Raw genomic sequence first — 13,954 nt, 5'->3', positions numbered from 1 at the left:
GTATCAATAATTCATTTTTTTCTAATACAATCGAGGACAGGAGCGGCGTCATGGAATTGCGTCACTTGCGAGCCTTTCTTGTGCTGGCCGACACCCTGCATTTTGCCCGCGCCGCAGAACAGCTGGGTGTCTCGCCGCCGACGCTGACAGTGCAAATCCAGGAGTTGGAACACGCGTTACAAGCGCGGCTGTTCCACCGCACCAAGCGTTCGGTATCACTGAGCGCCGCCGGCGAAGCATTTCGCAGCGAAGCAGCGGCGACCTTGGCGCAGTTCGAGCAGGCGGTGCAGGTCGGACAACGGGCCGGGCGCGGCCAGCTCGGCCATATCCGCATCGGCTATGTGGCCTCGGCCAGCTTTGCCGGTGTGCTGCAGGAGCATATGGCGCGCTACCGGCGTCAGTGGCCCGAAGTACTGCTGACGCTAGAGGAAGCGCCGATGGAGACGTTGCCCCAGCAACTGTTGGACGGCAACGTCGACATTGCCCTGGTGCGTCTGCCGCTCACGCTGCCGCCCGGGCTCGACAGCCACACTCTGCTACGGGACCCGTTCTGCCTCGCGTTGGCTGCAGATCACCCGCTTACCGAACGCAACGGCCCGCTGCCGCTGTCAGCCTTGAAACAGGAGTCCTTCGTGCTGCCGGAGCAAGATATCGGCCTGCGGGAAGTGGCACGGCGGGGCCGTTTCACGCCGCGAATCAGCGTGGTGCCCGGCAGCCTGCTGGCGGTGCTCACCCACGTGTCATTGGGCGTCGGCGTGGCAGTGGTACCGAGTGTGGTCACCGACGTGATCCAATTGCCGAACCTGGCCTACCGGTCGCTAGCCGGCGCCGCGATCTACTCCGAAGTAGCAGCCCTCAGCCGACGCTTTGAACGCGACCCAGCGGTACAGCACCTGATCCGGCAACTGCACGATACGCCCCTGCGCCGGTTACCTGCGCCCTAACCCCGGCAGCGCTGGCTCAGTGCTGCCCATCACCCGCCCGACGTGCAGCGCCGCCATCGCCGCTACCACCGCAGCACACAGGAACACCGCCTGGAAACCCTGTGCTTGCGCGGCCCGTGCCGCCAAGTCTGCCGCCTGCCACTGGGCCGGCGCACAACCGGCCAGCGCCGCCAGATGATCGGCGGCGGCCAGTGCCTCTGGTGCCAAGCAGCTGTAACTGGGCAACACCGCATTCAGGGTCCAGGCCAGCACCGCGCCCAAGCCTGCAAAGCCCAGCAAGATGCCGGAAAAACGTGCGGTGGTGCTGACCCCTGACGCCATGCCAGCGCGCTCCGCCGGCACCGCACTGAGGATTGCATTCTGGGTTTCACCATTGAGCAAACCACCGCCGGCGCCGAGTAGCGCCAGCGGCAGCACTAACCACAGCGGATGCGAGGCGTCCGCCACCCCGGCCAGCGCCAAATTGCCGGCGGCTACCCACCACAAACCACGCGCCAACCCCTGCCCCGGCAGTCGCCCCCGATCCCATCGCCGCCCCAACAGCGGGAACACCAGCATGCACAGTGCAAACGGCAGCATCATCGCTGCGGTGGCCAGCACCGACAGCCGCTGGGCACTTTGCAGATAGAGCGGCAGCAGTGATGCCATCACCTGCGCGCAGCCGGCATAGGCCGCCATCGCTAATACTGCCGCCACCAAGCGCGGGCTGCGGAACAGCGAAAGCATCAGCATCGGCGCCGGATGGCGGTGCTCCACCCGTATAAAAATGATGCCCAGCAACAGCGCCACCAGCAGCAACGCCCCCGCCACTGGCACGCCGTGGACCGGTGCTTCAATTAACGCCGTGACCAGCGCCAGCATGGCAGCGCTGAATAACAGCATGCCGCGCCAATCCAGCGCTGCCTGGCGCTGCCGCTGCGCGGGCGGCAACGCGCGTAGTACCGCCATCAGCAGCACACTACAGACCGGCACATTCACCAGAAACGCCGAGCGCCAACCACCCCAGTGCTGCAGCAGCGCGCCGACCCAGGGCGACGCAACCATGGTCAATCCCATCACCATGCCCCACAGCCCCCAAGCGTGGCGCTGTGCCGCCGGTGTGGTAAACCGGTGACGGATCGCGGCCAGCGCCGGCGCCAGCAGCAATGCCGCACCCGCCCCCTGCACGGCACGGGCCCAAGACAGGCCCACCGCATCCGGTGCTAACCCGCAGGCCAACGACGCCAGTGCAAACACCCACAGCCCGGCCACCAGCACCCTGCGATGCCCATAACGATCTGCCAAGGTCCCGGCCGGCAACAGCAACGCGGTAAAGCACAGCACGTAGCTGCTGACGATCCATTCCAGCTGTGCGAAGTCGGCCCCCAGATCAGTGGCCAGTGCCGGCAGAATCATGCCCACCAGGTTGGTATCCAAGACCGTCAGCGCACACACTGCCGCCGCCACCCACAGCGTGGCGGTGGCCGAAGGCCCTCTTATTACCTTGCTCAATCGGTTTGCTCCTAGCTTGATGGAGCGAGCTATTGCAGCCTCGGCAAGGCATTCGGATCAATGGAATAGATCGTCTATTTAATTCATAAAAAGGGAATATTTGCGGGGCTCTAAAGCCGATACCTTAACGGTCACGACTGGGCTAGCATGGAACGCTTCCCTGCCCTTTATCCAGAGGAGTTGGTTCCATGGCAACGCAACCCGCCCACCAGCAGTACGCACCCGCTGAATCCGTCGAAGCCCTGCAACGCAACCTGGCCCAGGTGCAGCAGCGTATTGCGGACGCGGCGCGCCGTGCGGGACGGGAGCCGGACAGCGTGCGCCTGCTGCCGGTGAGCAAAACAGTGCCTGCTGAGCGGCTGCGGCTGGCTTACGACGCCGGCATGCGCCTGCTCGGCGAGAACAAGGTCCAGGAAGCCCATGGCAAATGGCAGACCTTGGATGATCTCGACGGCCTTGAATGGTCAGTGATCGGTCACCTACAAACCAACAAAGCGCGCTTCGTAGCCCAGTTCGCCAGCGAATTCCAAGCCCTCGACAGCCTGCGCCTAGCGGCGGCCCTCGACCGCCGGCTGCAGCAGCTCGGCCGCAGCTTGGATGTGTATGTGCAGGTGAACACGTCCGGCGAACAGAGCAAGTACGGCTTGGCCCCAGAAGATGTCGCCGCTTTCATCCAAGAACTGCCCGCTTTCAGCGCCCTGCGTGTGCGCGGTTTGATGACGCTGGCGCTATTCTCCAGCGAAGCCGAACGCGTGCGTCCCTGCTTCCAACTGCTGCGTGGCCTGCGCGACCAGCTGCGTGACAGTGCACCGGCGGGCATTGAGTTGAATGAGCTGTCGATGGGCATGTCCGGCGACTTCGAGTTGGCGATCGAAGAAGGCGCCACTGTGGTGCGCGTCGGCCAAGCCATCTTTGGCTCACGCGAACAGCCGGACTCCTACTACTGGCCGGGCACCTAACGCGGCCTGTGACCACACGAGGCCCTGCACACGCAGGGCCTTACCCGCCAATATTGATCGGCCAACTCCAGGCGCACCTTCCTATGACCGACATCCCTACCCTGAACACCTAGTGCCAGTTTCTTAACGCATGCCCCTCGACCAGCGCCCTACTGATGCCGAACGCTATTGTTGAGCAAACCGAAATCTTTTCCTTTCACCCGGCAATCAAAACGCTGAGAGGATTCGTACTGGATCAACAGGCGGGAAGCGACGGCCATCTGCTGCTTTCACCTGTGTCGCAGGATCAGCCAAGCCTAAGTGCGCTGATAGCAGGCTTGATAGGCACAGACATAGGCGAGGACCTGATCCCGACGCTGATCCCAGCAATGGATCTGACTGACCCAGCACTCCTCTACCGACTGGCTGGCGACCTTAACTTCCTTCCGCCTGAAGCAATGGCAGCAGAAATAGCCAAACGGCCCAGAGCAGACCTGCTGGAAATCGCCGCGCGCTGTGCCGGCCATGGGCGTGTGCAAGCGGCCAAAGCAGGTGCCAACGCAGTTCGGCGCATCGAGCAATTGATGGGCTGAGGACGGTCGATTCGGTACAAGAAGGTAATGAGTTGGAAGCAGGAATGATCAGAAAGATGGAGCGGGTGATGGGAATCGAACCCACGTATGCAGCTTGGGAAGCTGCCGTTCTACCATTGAACTACACCCGCAACGGGAAAGCGCAATAATATCATCAACTTACGCCCTGTCTACTGTCTCACGCAGTTTTCTTTTTGGCCCTGATAAGCCGTTGTTTTTACTCAAGATCATTTGGGGCTGTGAGACAGAAAAATCGCCCTCTGAAAGCTCCGATGCAAGCCGCACCGAGGCTGGCCAGGTGACTAAAGCCCGCCTCCCGGCTTGACAGTTTTTCAGGTTCCGGGCAGCCTTTCTTGGTCGCTGCAAATTCAGCGATACGGGCTTGGCGGCCCGGAATAGACGGCGGACACCGCCTCACAAGCGGTTTTTTTGTGTCCGCAACATGGCAAGCCAAGTAATGGGCGGGCCGTGTATGGGAGCCTTTGGGCTCGCCGGTTCCGTCTTCCGGTCCGCCAACCTGCACGGTTCCGTCCACCCTTCTTGGCGGAGGGGTGGCGGTCTCACAAAAAGACGGAGATTTGCCATGAAAGCACTTGCCTTCCACAGCACCCAGTTCGACATCATCGATCATGAAGGCCAGCCCTGGCTGCAAGCCGCGCAGATAGCGAAAGCACTTGGCTACGCCACTGAAGACGCTGTCAGCCGAATCTACCGTCGCAATGCTGATGAGTTCAGCACTTGCATGACCCAGACGGTCAAGTTGACCGCCTCGGGAAACCTACGCAAAGAAGCCCGCATCTTCTCCCTGCGTGGCGCCCACCTATTGGCTATGTTTTCCCGCACCGGAGTTGCCAAAGAATTCCGTCGCTGGGTGCTGGATGTGCTAGAGGGCGCCGCCGATTCACAGGGTAACCCCGGCCGAGCCTGGAAAGGAGACCCCGAGCGGCACGAGCTGGCCATCAAAATGGCATCCCAGGTGGCGGCAGAAGCCATGCGCACCGTCCTGCACGCCGTCATGGTCGGCGACATCAACTGGCGCTGCGACTAATAAGCACTCGGCCTCTACTACAGCCTTGATAAAAAAAGCTGCCAGAACTGTTCTGATACAGTCGCCCTCAAAAGCCTTGTTCAAACCAAGGCGCCTGCAGGCCACGAATAAGGCGTAGACCGGTTTGCAAGAGGGATACTTAGCTGTGAACCCTAGCGATGCAGCAGCAGAACGAGCACAATATTGACAATCCACCTAGTAAATTTTATAGAAATAATATTGCCCCTCTTGGAAAAAATAATAAACCATACATAACTCAAAAATATTCACATAAGCGTCAAGGATTCTCTTTAAAGCTCATCAAATATCGCACGAGAATGTGTACTTGAGTGCTAGGATTGTCACTCTTTTCATGCTCCACCTCGGTCGACCGCCTCTCAGCATTCAAAAGGGCTGTGTCCAGTCTGGTCAGCAGGAGTTGAAACACCCCTTCCAGAGCTTTTTCATAAGCAGGAATGTGCCTCTTTAAATCTGCAACAACCATGTCGCCAGCACTCCTCCTCCCTGCCGCCGCATAAGGTGCTGCCGTATAACTAAAGTGCAGCCTCAGCCAGTACTCAAATGAAGGCACCGATAAAACTGCACTAAAGACCCCCCTTGGCCTCATCGTAGATATTTCCGCAACTACAGCATCGTAAACCGCGTGAGAGTCTCTATCGAAGACGCAAAAGACTTTATCAAAAGGATTTCCAGCACTCCTCTCCCTAGCAAAAGCTGTCTTGGCATACTTAATAATGCAATCAGGAGTAGGGTCGCTTTTGCCAGTAATTTCAATATTGGCACTACTAAGTCTAAAGTGATTTCTCAGCTCCCTAAAATAGTATGGCTCAGTCTTACTTCCCTCGGTAACTATCAGGACTCTTTCGTAAGGATTTTTAACACTCTTTTTTCTACTGAGTTGGGCAGCATTTCTCCCCTTCCTTCTAGATCTATGGTTAGCGTTGGCCATAGTCTTCTCTCACCCTTCTCTTATTTCAATCCTTGCACAAAAGGCACGGCTCCATACTTGCCTGAAAGGTAAGTCAATTCTAGATTCTCGCGCCCCTTCCTAGGACTGAAATCACTTAACGGATATAGATAAGTCTCTCGTCCGCCCTCCTTACTGCAGAACCATATCTGATCGCGTCTAAAGACGTCCTGACTCAAGATAGATGTCTCGTGAGTAGTGAAAATAAGCTGGGCATTATTTTTATTTACTGAGCTATCATGAAAAAGAGAAACGAGAAATTTTACAAGCTTTGGATGCAAGCTGTTATGCAACTCATCGACAAAAAGAACATAGCCATTATCTAGGCAGTCAAGCCAAGGCCCTGCAAAACCAAAAATTGTTTCTGTACCATCTGATTCGTCATCTCTTAAATCAAACTCCAGCAAATCCCCAGAATCTGTGGACCGCAGCACTTTATACTCCTTGTAATCTGCTGCACTTATTTTTTCAATTACTTCTTCCTTAAAAGCCTCGCTCAACTCTTTAGGGAGCAAGGAGCTATCAAAAGGCCGACTCTCAACTTTAACATCTGAAATACCCAGATCTGCCGCTTGCAAAAACTGTAAAATGCGTTCTTTCTGATCACCCTCGCACTGGGATCCGGTGAACTCAGCTCCCCAGCCTCCGACCTGCCCCGTTCTCAGCACATACCGGAACCAATCATAAATTGGTATAAGCTGTTGACTATTGAGCTGCACGGCGGTTGACAGGAAGAGAGCATTATCTCGTGTTGACCGCATCCAAGTCTTTTTGCTTCCTACCAAAAAGCTGCCAAATGACCAGTCATACTCTTGATCGTCAACCACCCAAAAGCGCTCAAACCATCTCTGGGGCCTACCGCTCGGGAATGCAAAAAGCCACTCATCGTAAACTCTATCTTCTTTTGCTGAGAAGCCATATTGATAGCGCACTCCGTCAACGATGAAGACTATTTCAAACTCCGTCGGGGCTTGAGCAGTCTCAGAGTTAAGTCGGTATGGCACGACCGGCAGAGAATCCCCCCTCTGAGTCCTAGCCGATTTAACAACAATCTCCTTCATGGCTCGTACAGCGAGAAGAAAGTTACTTTTTCCACCAGCATTAGGTCCATAAATAGCAGCTGACCTAAGCAGCTCTATATCATTCACCGTGTTAGACTTAAAGGAATTTGAGTCCACCAGCTCTTGCCCGGTCCCCCTCACCAGGCTTAGCGTCTGCCGCTCACGGATCGAGCGAAAATTTTTCACGCTAAACTCTATCAGCATAGGGATCTCCTCAGGTCTTACATCAATACGCCATTTAGATGGCGAAACTATCACATCGCAACAGAGACTAACACTATAGACCCTCAATTTTGGCAAAAATTGCCGAAATCACGGCCAAAACACCCCAAAGATCATAAGTTCTCACACGGCACTAACAGGAGCTCTCTGCCCCCTGATGACCTCTCGATACTTCTATCTCGCTGCTCAAGAGGGCGTTGAATAGACTTCCGGCCGCTTGGGAGAACAACGGTCTCAACGATCAGGGGTAGCAAGTGCCAGCAGCCCAGGAGGCAAAACCATGAACGGGCTCATGCAGCGGGCTACTGATCCGCCTCGGCGTATCCTGATCGACTGACGGCAGCGCCGCCCACTTCAGGCGAGACTAGCCCACCGGCATCCAACCTGAACCGGCACGGATATACAGCCGGTCGTCGGCCTTGCTCACGACAATCACCGCATCATAGAAGTCCCACCCCTCATTCAGCCAGCGCGCCAACTTTCCGCTCCGCCCTGCCCAAGCCCCTGTCGGAGCTGTCCCCACTACAAAGCGATCACCATCCGCTAGCGATGAAGGCGGGCTGTTCTCACCCACCGACTGCACCTGTACTTGTAGCAAAGCATCTACCACGTTGAGAGCTTGATTGAGTCCTGCAGCAGGATCCACAGTGTTCTCTGGTACGAAAGGAATTCCGTTGTTCACTGTACTCATATGACGATCTCCGAAGCCGGCCCAGGACCGGTAAAGCGATTGATCTGGCTTACGCTGACCACAGCCCCCGAGCCGGGATCCGCAACGCGGTAGGGAGGCTGTTGTACCAGCACCGGCGCTGCACCGTTTACAGTCACATCAAAGCCAGTGAAGTGAGCGCCCATACTAACGCGCGCTCCGCCGCCCAGCCTGCCGACTCCCTGCCAATCGATGATCAGCTCGCCGCCTCTGCGCGTAGCGCTCAAGTAGGAAGGCTGGCGCTCAGCCTGGGAGCGGCCCAGAAACACGGCCGAAGCCGTGCTGCTTTCTGAGGCCCCGAAAGAGGTCGCGCGGAACGTAAGCTCGCTTGCCAGCATGTACAGCTCTGCGTCGATGAACCACAGTTGCGAGCGCTCAAGGCTAACAAAGCGTGTGCCGGCTGGGTGCGTAGCGATGGGCGAACCTTTGCGGCCGCGCAGTAGATGAGTGAATTCCCAAATGCCTGGTTCCACTTCTTCCGCGTTGCCAAGGCTGACGATCTCATCGCCAACCAGTGCCAGGTTCTGCCGGTTTTGCATGCCACGCAGGTCGGCACTTTCGAACTCCATATCGGTGCGAGCCATCGCCACACGCAGTGTATTCCGCGTATCTGGGTACCAGACCGGGTGTGCCGGTAAGGGAGCGTCGAGCACACCGGTGTCGGCGTCGGTGTAGGCGTCTACTGACTCGATGAAGGTTTCACCGCCGTCCGTGGACAACTCGACTCGTGCGCCGCTCCAGCCCTCCCCTGCCCCGCTCACGGCAACGTAGAAGCCCAGCCGGTCGTCGGCATCACGCAGGATATGGCTGTCTATGAAGTGCAGAACCGTTCCTGCAACAACTAGGCTGGGTGGATCGATGGGCCGTTCCACCGGCACTCCCTGCACAGTGGTTTGATAGGCGCTGCGCCGGTCAAATACCGCCTTGTAGTTCTGCAGCCCGTCATCGATCTCAATTTCTATGATCCGCAGCCGCTGACTATCCAGCGAAATGCAGTCACCGACGGCAAGCCAGATGTACTGCTCTGGCAAACTGAACTCGTAGGTACCCCGCTGTTCTTCAGTACTGATCTTGTGATTGATCACCACTGAGCGAGCGGCGTCGTCAGCCCCCATGAGCACTGCGGTTTGGATCTTCGTCTCAGACACCGAACGGTTATCGAGGCTTCGGTCGCTGGTCTGCTTATCAGCGCTCAAGCCGCCGTCGATGTCGAAGTACTCAAGATGCAACACACGGGGCACCGTGATGGCGTCTTTACGGTTCAGCTCAGCTGAAATTATGCTAAACTGAGGAAGTCGGAATGTTGGACAGGTCTTTGATGGCAGAGTAGCGCCAAGGAGGTGGATCTTGAACATATGTTTCGATATACGAGTGGGCCTTTCCCAACCGGATGCCTGAGCCGCTTAAAGTCCATGAGACAAACCGGTGTGCCGTCGATTGGTCCTCGTTGAGATTTCAGGGGCGAAGATGCTCATTGACGGCAAATCCGAAGAGCCCGGCGAAAGCCCTGCTCGGACGTGTCTGCCTGCAGAACCTGAAGCAACCTCTTCACTCGTGATGGTCGGTACATAGCGTCGGCACAAGGGCCGTACTGACCATCACCCTACTTCTGTAGGGTTGGCTTGCTCTTGAGCCATGCGTCTTACATTGATGCTATGAAGAAGCAATGGGCCCACACAAGTGGCGAGGCGTGCGGCTACAGTTATAACAAATCGCTCGGTTTGGGCAGATCTTAGGCTGGCTGTTTATCAGTGGGTTGCAGACTCAAGCTCAGTAGGCGGAGTCAAATATGGCAAGCCCCTAGTTAGTAGGCGCCAACCCCCGTGGTACATATCAAACGCTGGGGTATATAAGCCAGTAATCAGCCCAACTCTACATCGGTTTTTTGTTTCTGGCTTTCAGCTTCTTACCTCGCCACCTCCCAATTCCTGACACGATGAGCTCATGATTTCGGAGAGAGCCATTTGCGGTCGATTTGGCATTGTTGCCGCCGACGTTGAGGACCTCGTTAGGGATAACTTCCAGCTCGAGCTGAATGTCGGCCCGAACCTAGACGTGCATCCGACGCAGAGTGCGCTCCAATACACAACCAGATGCCTCTACTGATTCCGCTCAAGGCAACGAGCAAGCGGCGCGCACTAGGCCTGAAACAAGCTGGAGACCTCTACTGGGCTTCGAGGCACTAAGCGAGCCTTTTAAGGCCCTCCGTCCCCGGAGTCTTTATCAGACCCCACGCATAGCTGCGCTATGCCGTAAGCCGCTGATGCCAAATGGATTTTTTGTTAACAAAAAGGCTCGGGTGTTAACATTTTATTTTTTAACACCCTCTAGCCCAGCAGGCATCAGGGTTTCAGGTGTTAACGCGTTAACACCCGAAGAAGCTCAGACCAGCAGCCTCAGCTAATCATCTCTGCGGAAATCAAATCGCACCCTGGCCACACAACGTGTCGGCCTTGATCGGCTTCCAGTCGATCAACCAGCCGTCTTCCTCGGCCAGCTCGCGCACGGCTGCGCTCGATGGTGCGGCGCCCCACTTGGCAAAAGTCAGAAAGGCTTGGCGGCACGTCCATTGATACCCTGAACTACTCAATCGTGTATTCGGCCCAGCCGGTGGATTCGAAGCTCATTAACAGTTCCAGCAGTCGCCAGCTGTACATGGACCGTAGGGCGGCGGCCTGCTGGAGTGGGTGACTGGTGGGCTGGTGCTTAAGAGTTGGCTTTTACGCCAGTAGCATCTGCCACATCCAACCCCTCTAGGGCCATGGCTACACTTCGATCAGACCAAAGGAGGTGGCAGCCATGGACAATCAAGGGAAGCCACTAGCGCCGGCAGACCGGGATGCAGAAATCATGGAAGAGCTGAAGCAGCAGATGGATGATGCACATCGGCGAATAGTGATTGAGCTCACGCAGCTGCTGGTGAGGCTGCGCAAGACAGAGCAGCGAGAAGCCAACCGACGTCACACTGAAAGAATCCTGAGCCGACATGGGTATGATTAAAGGCTGACGGCAGCGCTGGCGAAACTTGGTACTCTTCTCTCAGCGCCCTACAGCGACGGCAATTGTCAGCGACACGCGGTGACGCACTTAGCGACAAAAGCTGTCAGCGACTTGCGCTCAGCCTCTGTTCCCAGTTACTCATTTCCTTGCAGACTTCATTCAATAGGTGGCTGCTAGAGCCAAGAGTGTTAAGTGGCATTCCACAAGAAAGCCCCTCCAGCAGTGAAAGTGTTTGAACAAGTTTCTCGCGAACGTCCAAGTCTACATCTCCCAAAGTTTCACGACAGCGATAAATAATCGACGCAAACTGGTTGGCGGTCATTTCATCGGGTTCAGACTTTGAGCTCTTAACAGTGAGCAAGAAGGCCGCGCTCGTCATGAAGGAGCTTCGAGCATGGCGAGCCCTTAGCTCCCCGCCAGACTCCATTTCCGCTGCAGATGCAAGCTGATTTTGGAAGAGTAATATCGGTGCCCTCAGTACAAAAAAAACATGGATAAAGACGACCTTGCCTGGATGCTTGCCTGAGAGATTCTGCGACTGCTCGAGGAGCTTAGTGTAAAGGCGAGAAGCGTTGATGGTCAGCCCGACGTCATCTTCAAGGTCTGCAAATCCATCTACGAATCTCTGCCTCGCCAGAATGTGGATCTCATTAAACTTCTGGCGCTGCCCTTCAATGAAGCTCCCGTGAAGTTTGGCCACCAAAGTAGCTAAGGGGATGCTTATCGCAGCAATGGCGGCGGGGCCCCTTGCATATCCAAAAAATGTCTGAAAGCACTCCGGGGCAAGGCAGAACGTCAACTGCAGCCCGATTAAGGCCATGACGGCCACGCTAATGAGTAAAGGGGTTAATATCGCCATCCAGAAAAGATGCTGCCGCCCTAGGGGCTTATTCGTGAATCCCATCGTCTGCTCTCTCAGGCATTCTTCACGGCTGTGCCATTTCTAACTATTGCTTTGTATATGTCCGAAGTGAAAAGCCTTGGTTGGCAAGACTTAGCTCCCGATACTAAAGTGCGACCTGCCACGCTTTTAGGTTGTACGAATCAACCATGATTCATGTTTGATTGCTGGGCAATGTTACAGCGCTCCAAAAGGCACCGGCAGCCGATCAACGTCGATCACAACGAACGAATCGCCGAACGCGCGATAGTGCAGCGGCGGCTGCAACGCAATGCTTCCGTAGAGAATCAACATGCCGCCATACTCAATCTGCCCCACCCCTGTCCGTCGTGTGCCGATGAAGTGAAATCCAGACACGCCCAGGTTACCCGCTTCCGACTCATAGCGGCCCGCCCAAGCGGCGACCTTGCGACCGCTGGGCGGCGAGCCCACGTAGTTCTGCGTGTACGCACCCGTGCTGATGTTCGTCACTTTGCATGAGTGGCGGCCCACGATCTTCATCGGCCACTTGTCAGTCGAGAACGCAATGCGCCCCTGCTCGTCGAACACTTGAAGCCCAAAAGCATCTCCAGAGTCTGGCGGGCTGGCCATGTCGAACACAAACACCTCCCCAGAATCCACGGCTGCTTGGTCCGCAAAAATGGAGACCGTGGGGGCGCTGCCCGGCGGATGAGATACGCGGAATGCGATGGCTTTGCCCTGCGGGTTGTGGATCGCTACCACCGGGTTCACCGCGCCGGGCAGCACAACCTTCCCAGCCCAATACTTGTGACCTAAGTTGCCAGTGTTGCTGTACCACGTGAGCGGGATGGCACCCAGCTTGCGCGAGGCCCGGAGGTGCCAGTTATAGCCCGCAGAGCTGATGCGAAGCCTGCCCTGGGCGTCCCTCAGCTCGAAACCTTCCGACATTCAAAACACCCCCAGGTAGACGTGATGGCTGGTGATGAGAGGCCGCCCCGCCGGCGGGGCGCCGCCGTAGATTGAAAAGTCGTAGGACCACTTGATCACCCCATTGCCGATGTTTTCCAGCACGACTCCTCCGGTCTCGTCCATGTCAGAGATTTCGTTGACGACGAACTCCTCGGCGGGGAATGACAGCCAGAAAATATCGGCTCCAACGGCCTCCGGCACATAGACAGTGCCGGTCTGGTTGATGTGCGTCTGAAACACGGCAACGACGCAGCCGAGCCGGTCGTCGGCAACAAACATCGGCTGTCCCGCTGCGTCAAATACCTCCAGCCCGCTCATCGCCCAAGGCTCACGCGCAATGTGTCGTTTTCATCGTAGAGACGCATGCCGTTATTGTTCATGGCCATCCGCCACCCACCGACCTGTGCCGAGTTAATCTGGATCTCGCCGGTGCGGAAGTTCAGCCGCAGCACCGGCACCCCGCTGGGCCCCTTGGCATCGGACTCCAGCCAGTCCGTCAGCTTCGCGGCGCCGATGCTCGCATTGCCGATCACCGCGGACTTGATGAACACCTGCCGGCGTCCCCCTCGATGTTCCGCACGATGTCGGCCGGCTTCGGGACGAAGTCGCCATGCTGGGTGTCATTGACGTGAGCCGTCAGGCCGCGCCGGATGTCACTCAGCTCAAACCGGCTCAATGCGCTGAATGTCAGGTCGAGCGCCCCATCGGACGGCCTCTTGCCGTACAGCTCGAACACCTGGGTCCACAGGGCGACGAACTCGGGATAGTCGTTTGGCTTCACAGAATAATCCCCCGCTCTCGGGCCATACGCTGGCCACGTTCGTAAGGCGTTTCTTGGGCCGACCGATCCGATCGGCTGCGATCAAACTTCCGAGCATTCCGTAGCCAGGTGTTCAGAGCTGCGTGCCAGTCCTTCATCGTGCTGCCCTTGGCCCGGTGGTAATCCGAGAACTGCGGCAGCTGCTCGCTGATGCTCACCCCCTGCTCTGCGGCAACGCGACGGTTCGCTTCGTTCGGCTCGAAGTCGTCAGGGAGCTGTGAGCTGCGTTTTGGTTTGCGCTGCTCGTGCGCGCCTTCCTCACGGTTCACTGACGGTTCAATTACGGTTCTATTACGGTTAGGGGGCACCTGGTGCCGGGGGGGCCGGCAT

16 protein-coding genes and 1 tRNA gene are annotated in these 13,954 nt (G+C 57.0%); 5 read left to right on the top strand and 12 right to left on the bottom strand.

Translation table 11 applies throughout. The features are described 5' to 3' along the window. The first annotated feature begins 50 nt into the window (after positions 1-50). On the top strand, positions 51-944 hold the full coding sequence (locus tag AB5I84_RS05390) for a LysR family transcriptional regulator (protein WP_369454832.1): 894 nt from the start codon (positions 51-53) through the stop codon (positions 942-944). Here AB5I84_RS05390 and AB5I84_RS05385 read toward each other — a convergent pair. Next, complete coding sequence (locus AB5I84_RS05385; protein ID WP_369454831.1) at positions 930-2,435, bottom strand: MFS transporter; 1,506 nt, start codon at positions 2,433-2,435, stop codon at positions 930-932. The two genes, AB5I84_RS05390 and AB5I84_RS05385, sit on opposite strands and share 15 nt — an antisense overlap. 188 nt (positions 2,436-2,623) lie before the next feature. Between AB5I84_RS05385 and AB5I84_RS05380 the strand changes: the two genes are divergently transcribed. Together AB5I84_RS05380 and AB5I84_RS05375 are read left to right on the top strand one after the other, a co-directional pair. After that, the gene (locus tag AB5I84_RS05380; RefSeq protein ID WP_369454830.1) at positions 2,624-3,394 is read left to right on the top strand and encodes a YggS family pyridoxal phosphate-dependent enzyme; all 771 of its coding nucleotides are present in this window, start codon (positions 2,624-2,626) and stop codon (positions 3,392-3,394) included. 155 nt (positions 3,395-3,549) lie between these two features. Continuing rightward, positions 3,550-3,966, top strand: coding sequence for a hypothetical protein (locus AB5I84_RS05375; protein WP_369454829.1), 417 nt, complete (start codon positions 3,550-3,552; stop codon positions 3,964-3,966). A 57-nt stretch (positions 3,967-4,023) separates the two neighbouring features. On the opposite strand, the gene AB5I84_RS05370 is transcribed toward AB5I84_RS05375, so the two are convergent. Then, positions 4,024-4,097 (bottom strand) — tRNA-Gly (locus AB5I84_RS05370). Positions 4,098-4,549: 452 nt separating this feature from the next. On the opposite strand from AB5I84_RS05370, the gene AB5I84_RS05365 reads away from it, so the two are divergent. Further along, entirely contained in the window at positions 4,550-5,014 is a 465-nt protein-coding gene (locus tag AB5I84_RS05365) for a BRO-N domain-containing protein (protein WP_369454828.1), read from the top strand. Positions 5,015-5,291: 277 nt separating this feature from the next. Here the strand turns inward: AB5I84_RS05365 and AB5I84_RS05360 are convergent, their stop codons facing one another. The 4 genes from AB5I84_RS05360 to AB5I84_RS05345 form a co-directional block, all read right to left on the bottom strand. Continuing rightward, positions 5,292-5,963 carry an RloB family protein gene (locus AB5I84_RS05360; protein WP_369454827.1) on the bottom strand — a complete coding sequence of 224 codons (672 nt, stop codon included), beginning with the start codon at positions 5,961-5,963 and terminating at the stop codon, positions 5,292-5,294. 20 nt (positions 5,964-5,983) lie between these two features. Then, a complete protein-coding gene (locus tag AB5I84_RS05355; protein WP_369454826.1) occupies positions 5,984-7,246 on the bottom strand; it encodes an AAA family ATPase in 1,263 nt (420 codons plus the stop codon). Between the two features lie 382 nt (positions 7,247-7,628). Then, positions 7,629-7,955 (bottom strand): DUF2793 domain-containing protein, encoded by a 327-nt coding sequence (locus AB5I84_RS05350; RefSeq protein ID WP_369454825.1) that lies wholly within the window; start codon positions 7,953-7,955, stop codon positions 7,629-7,631. After that, complete coding sequence (locus AB5I84_RS05345) at positions 7,952-9,328, bottom strand: GTA baseplate fiber-binding domain-containing protein (protein ID WP_369454824.1); 1,377 nt, start codon at positions 9,326-9,328, stop codon at positions 7,952-7,954. Before AB5I84_RS05345 ends, AB5I84_RS05350 begins: the two co-directional genes overlap by 4 nt. A 1,444-nt stretch (positions 9,329-10,772) precedes the next feature. Here AB5I84_RS05345 and AB5I84_RS05340 point away from each other — a divergent pair. Then, positions 10,773-10,973 carry a hypothetical protein gene (locus AB5I84_RS05340; protein ID WP_369454823.1) on the top strand — a complete coding sequence of 67 codons (201 nt, stop codon included), beginning with the start codon at positions 10,773-10,775 and terminating at the stop codon, positions 10,971-10,973. A 103-nt stretch (positions 10,974-11,076) separates the two neighbouring features. Here the strand turns inward: AB5I84_RS05340 and AB5I84_RS05335 are convergent, their stop codons facing one another. From AB5I84_RS05335 to AB5I84_RS05310, 6 genes are all read right to left on the bottom strand, one after another. Then, positions 11,077-11,877 carry a hypothetical protein gene (locus AB5I84_RS05335; RefSeq protein ID WP_369454822.1) on the bottom strand — a complete coding sequence of 267 codons (801 nt, stop codon included), beginning with the start codon at positions 11,875-11,877 and terminating at the stop codon, positions 11,077-11,079. A 174-nt stretch (positions 11,878-12,051) separates the two neighbouring features. After that, positions 12,052-12,783 (bottom strand): hypothetical protein, encoded by a 732-nt coding sequence (locus tag AB5I84_RS05330; RefSeq protein WP_369454821.1) that lies wholly within the window; start codon positions 12,781-12,783, stop codon positions 12,052-12,054. Then, positions 12,784-13,122 carry a hypothetical protein gene (locus tag AB5I84_RS05325; protein ID WP_369454820.1) on the bottom strand — a complete coding sequence of 113 codons (339 nt, stop codon included), beginning with the start codon at positions 13,120-13,122 and terminating at the stop codon, positions 12,784-12,786. It lies immediately after the preceding gene. Next, a complete protein-coding gene (locus AB5I84_RS05320; RefSeq protein WP_369454819.1) occupies positions 13,119-13,355 on the bottom strand; it encodes a phage tail tip fiber protein in 237 nt (78 codons plus the stop codon). The genes AB5I84_RS05325 and AB5I84_RS05320 overlap by 4 nt, the downstream gene beginning before the upstream one ends. Continuing rightward, positions 13,334-13,585: a hypothetical protein gene (locus AB5I84_RS05315; RefSeq protein WP_369454818.1), complete on the bottom strand. Its 252-nt coding sequence runs from the start codon at positions 13,583-13,585 to the stop codon at positions 13,334-13,336. Before AB5I84_RS05315 ends, AB5I84_RS05320 begins: the two co-directional genes overlap by 22 nt. Further along, entirely contained in the window at positions 13,582-13,893 is a 312-nt protein-coding gene (locus AB5I84_RS05310; RefSeq protein WP_369456089.1) for a hypothetical protein, read from the bottom strand. The genes AB5I84_RS05315 and AB5I84_RS05310 overlap by 4 nt, the downstream gene beginning before the upstream one ends. Between the last annotated feature and the right edge of the window lie 61 nt (positions 13,894-13,954).

Origin of the sequence: Alcanivorax sp. REN37 (assembly GCF_041102775.1) — a bacterium.
Classification (GTDB): Bacteria; Pseudomonadota; Gammaproteobacteria; order Pseudomonadales; family Alcanivoracaceae; genus Isoalcanivorax; species Isoalcanivorax beigongshangi.
Note: the sequence above shows the minus strand (reverse complement) of the source record. Positions and strands in the feature narration are given on the sequence as shown.

Excerpts from the sequence above, each read along its gene's own strand:
- AB5I84_RS05330 (WP_369454821.1), bottom strand. The coding sequence starts at position 12,783 with ATGTCGGAAGGTTTCGAGCTGAGGGACGCCCAGGGCAGGCTTCGCATC.
- AB5I84_RS05335 (WP_369454822.1), bottom strand. The coding sequence starts at position 11,877 with ATGGGATTCACGAATAAGCCCCTAGGGCGGCAGCATCTTTTCTGGATG.
- AB5I84_RS05360 (WP_369454827.1), bottom strand. The coding sequence starts at position 5,963 with ATGGCCAACGCTAACCATAGATCTAGAAGGAAGGGGAGAAATGCTGCC.
- AB5I84_RS05345 (WP_369454824.1), bottom strand. The coding sequence starts at position 9,328 with ATGTTCAAGATCCACCTCCTTGGCGCTACTCTGCCATCAAAGACCTGT.
- AB5I84_RS05340 (WP_369454823.1), top strand. The coding sequence starts at position 10,773 with ATGGACAATCAAGGGAAGCCACTAGCGCCGGCAGACCGGGATGCAGAA.
- AB5I84_RS05375 (WP_369454829.1), top strand. The coding sequence starts at position 3,550 with ATGCCGAACGCTATTGTTGAGCAAACCGAAATCTTTTCCTTTCACCCG.
- AB5I84_RS05365 (WP_369454828.1), top strand. The coding sequence starts at position 4,550 with ATGAAAGCACTTGCCTTCCACAGCACCCAGTTCGACATCATCGATCAT.
- AB5I84_RS05350 (WP_369454825.1), bottom strand. The coding sequence starts at position 7,955 with ATGAGTACAGTGAACAACGGAATTCCTTTCGTACCAGAGAACACTGTG.
- AB5I84_RS05380 (WP_369454830.1), top strand. The coding sequence starts at position 2,624 with ATGGCAACGCAACCCGCCCACCAGCAGTACGCACCCGCTGAATCCGTC.
- AB5I84_RS05325 (WP_369454820.1), bottom strand. The coding sequence starts at position 13,122 with ATGAGCGGGCTGGAGGTATTTGACGCAGCGGGACAGCCGATGTTTGTT.
- AB5I84_RS05390 (WP_369454832.1), top strand. The coding sequence starts at position 51 with ATGGAATTGCGTCACTTGCGAGCCTTTCTTGTGCTGGCCGACACCCTG.
- AB5I84_RS05355 (WP_369454826.1), bottom strand. The coding sequence starts at position 7,246 with ATGCTGATAGAGTTTAGCGTGAAAAATTTTCGCTCGATCCGTGAGCGG.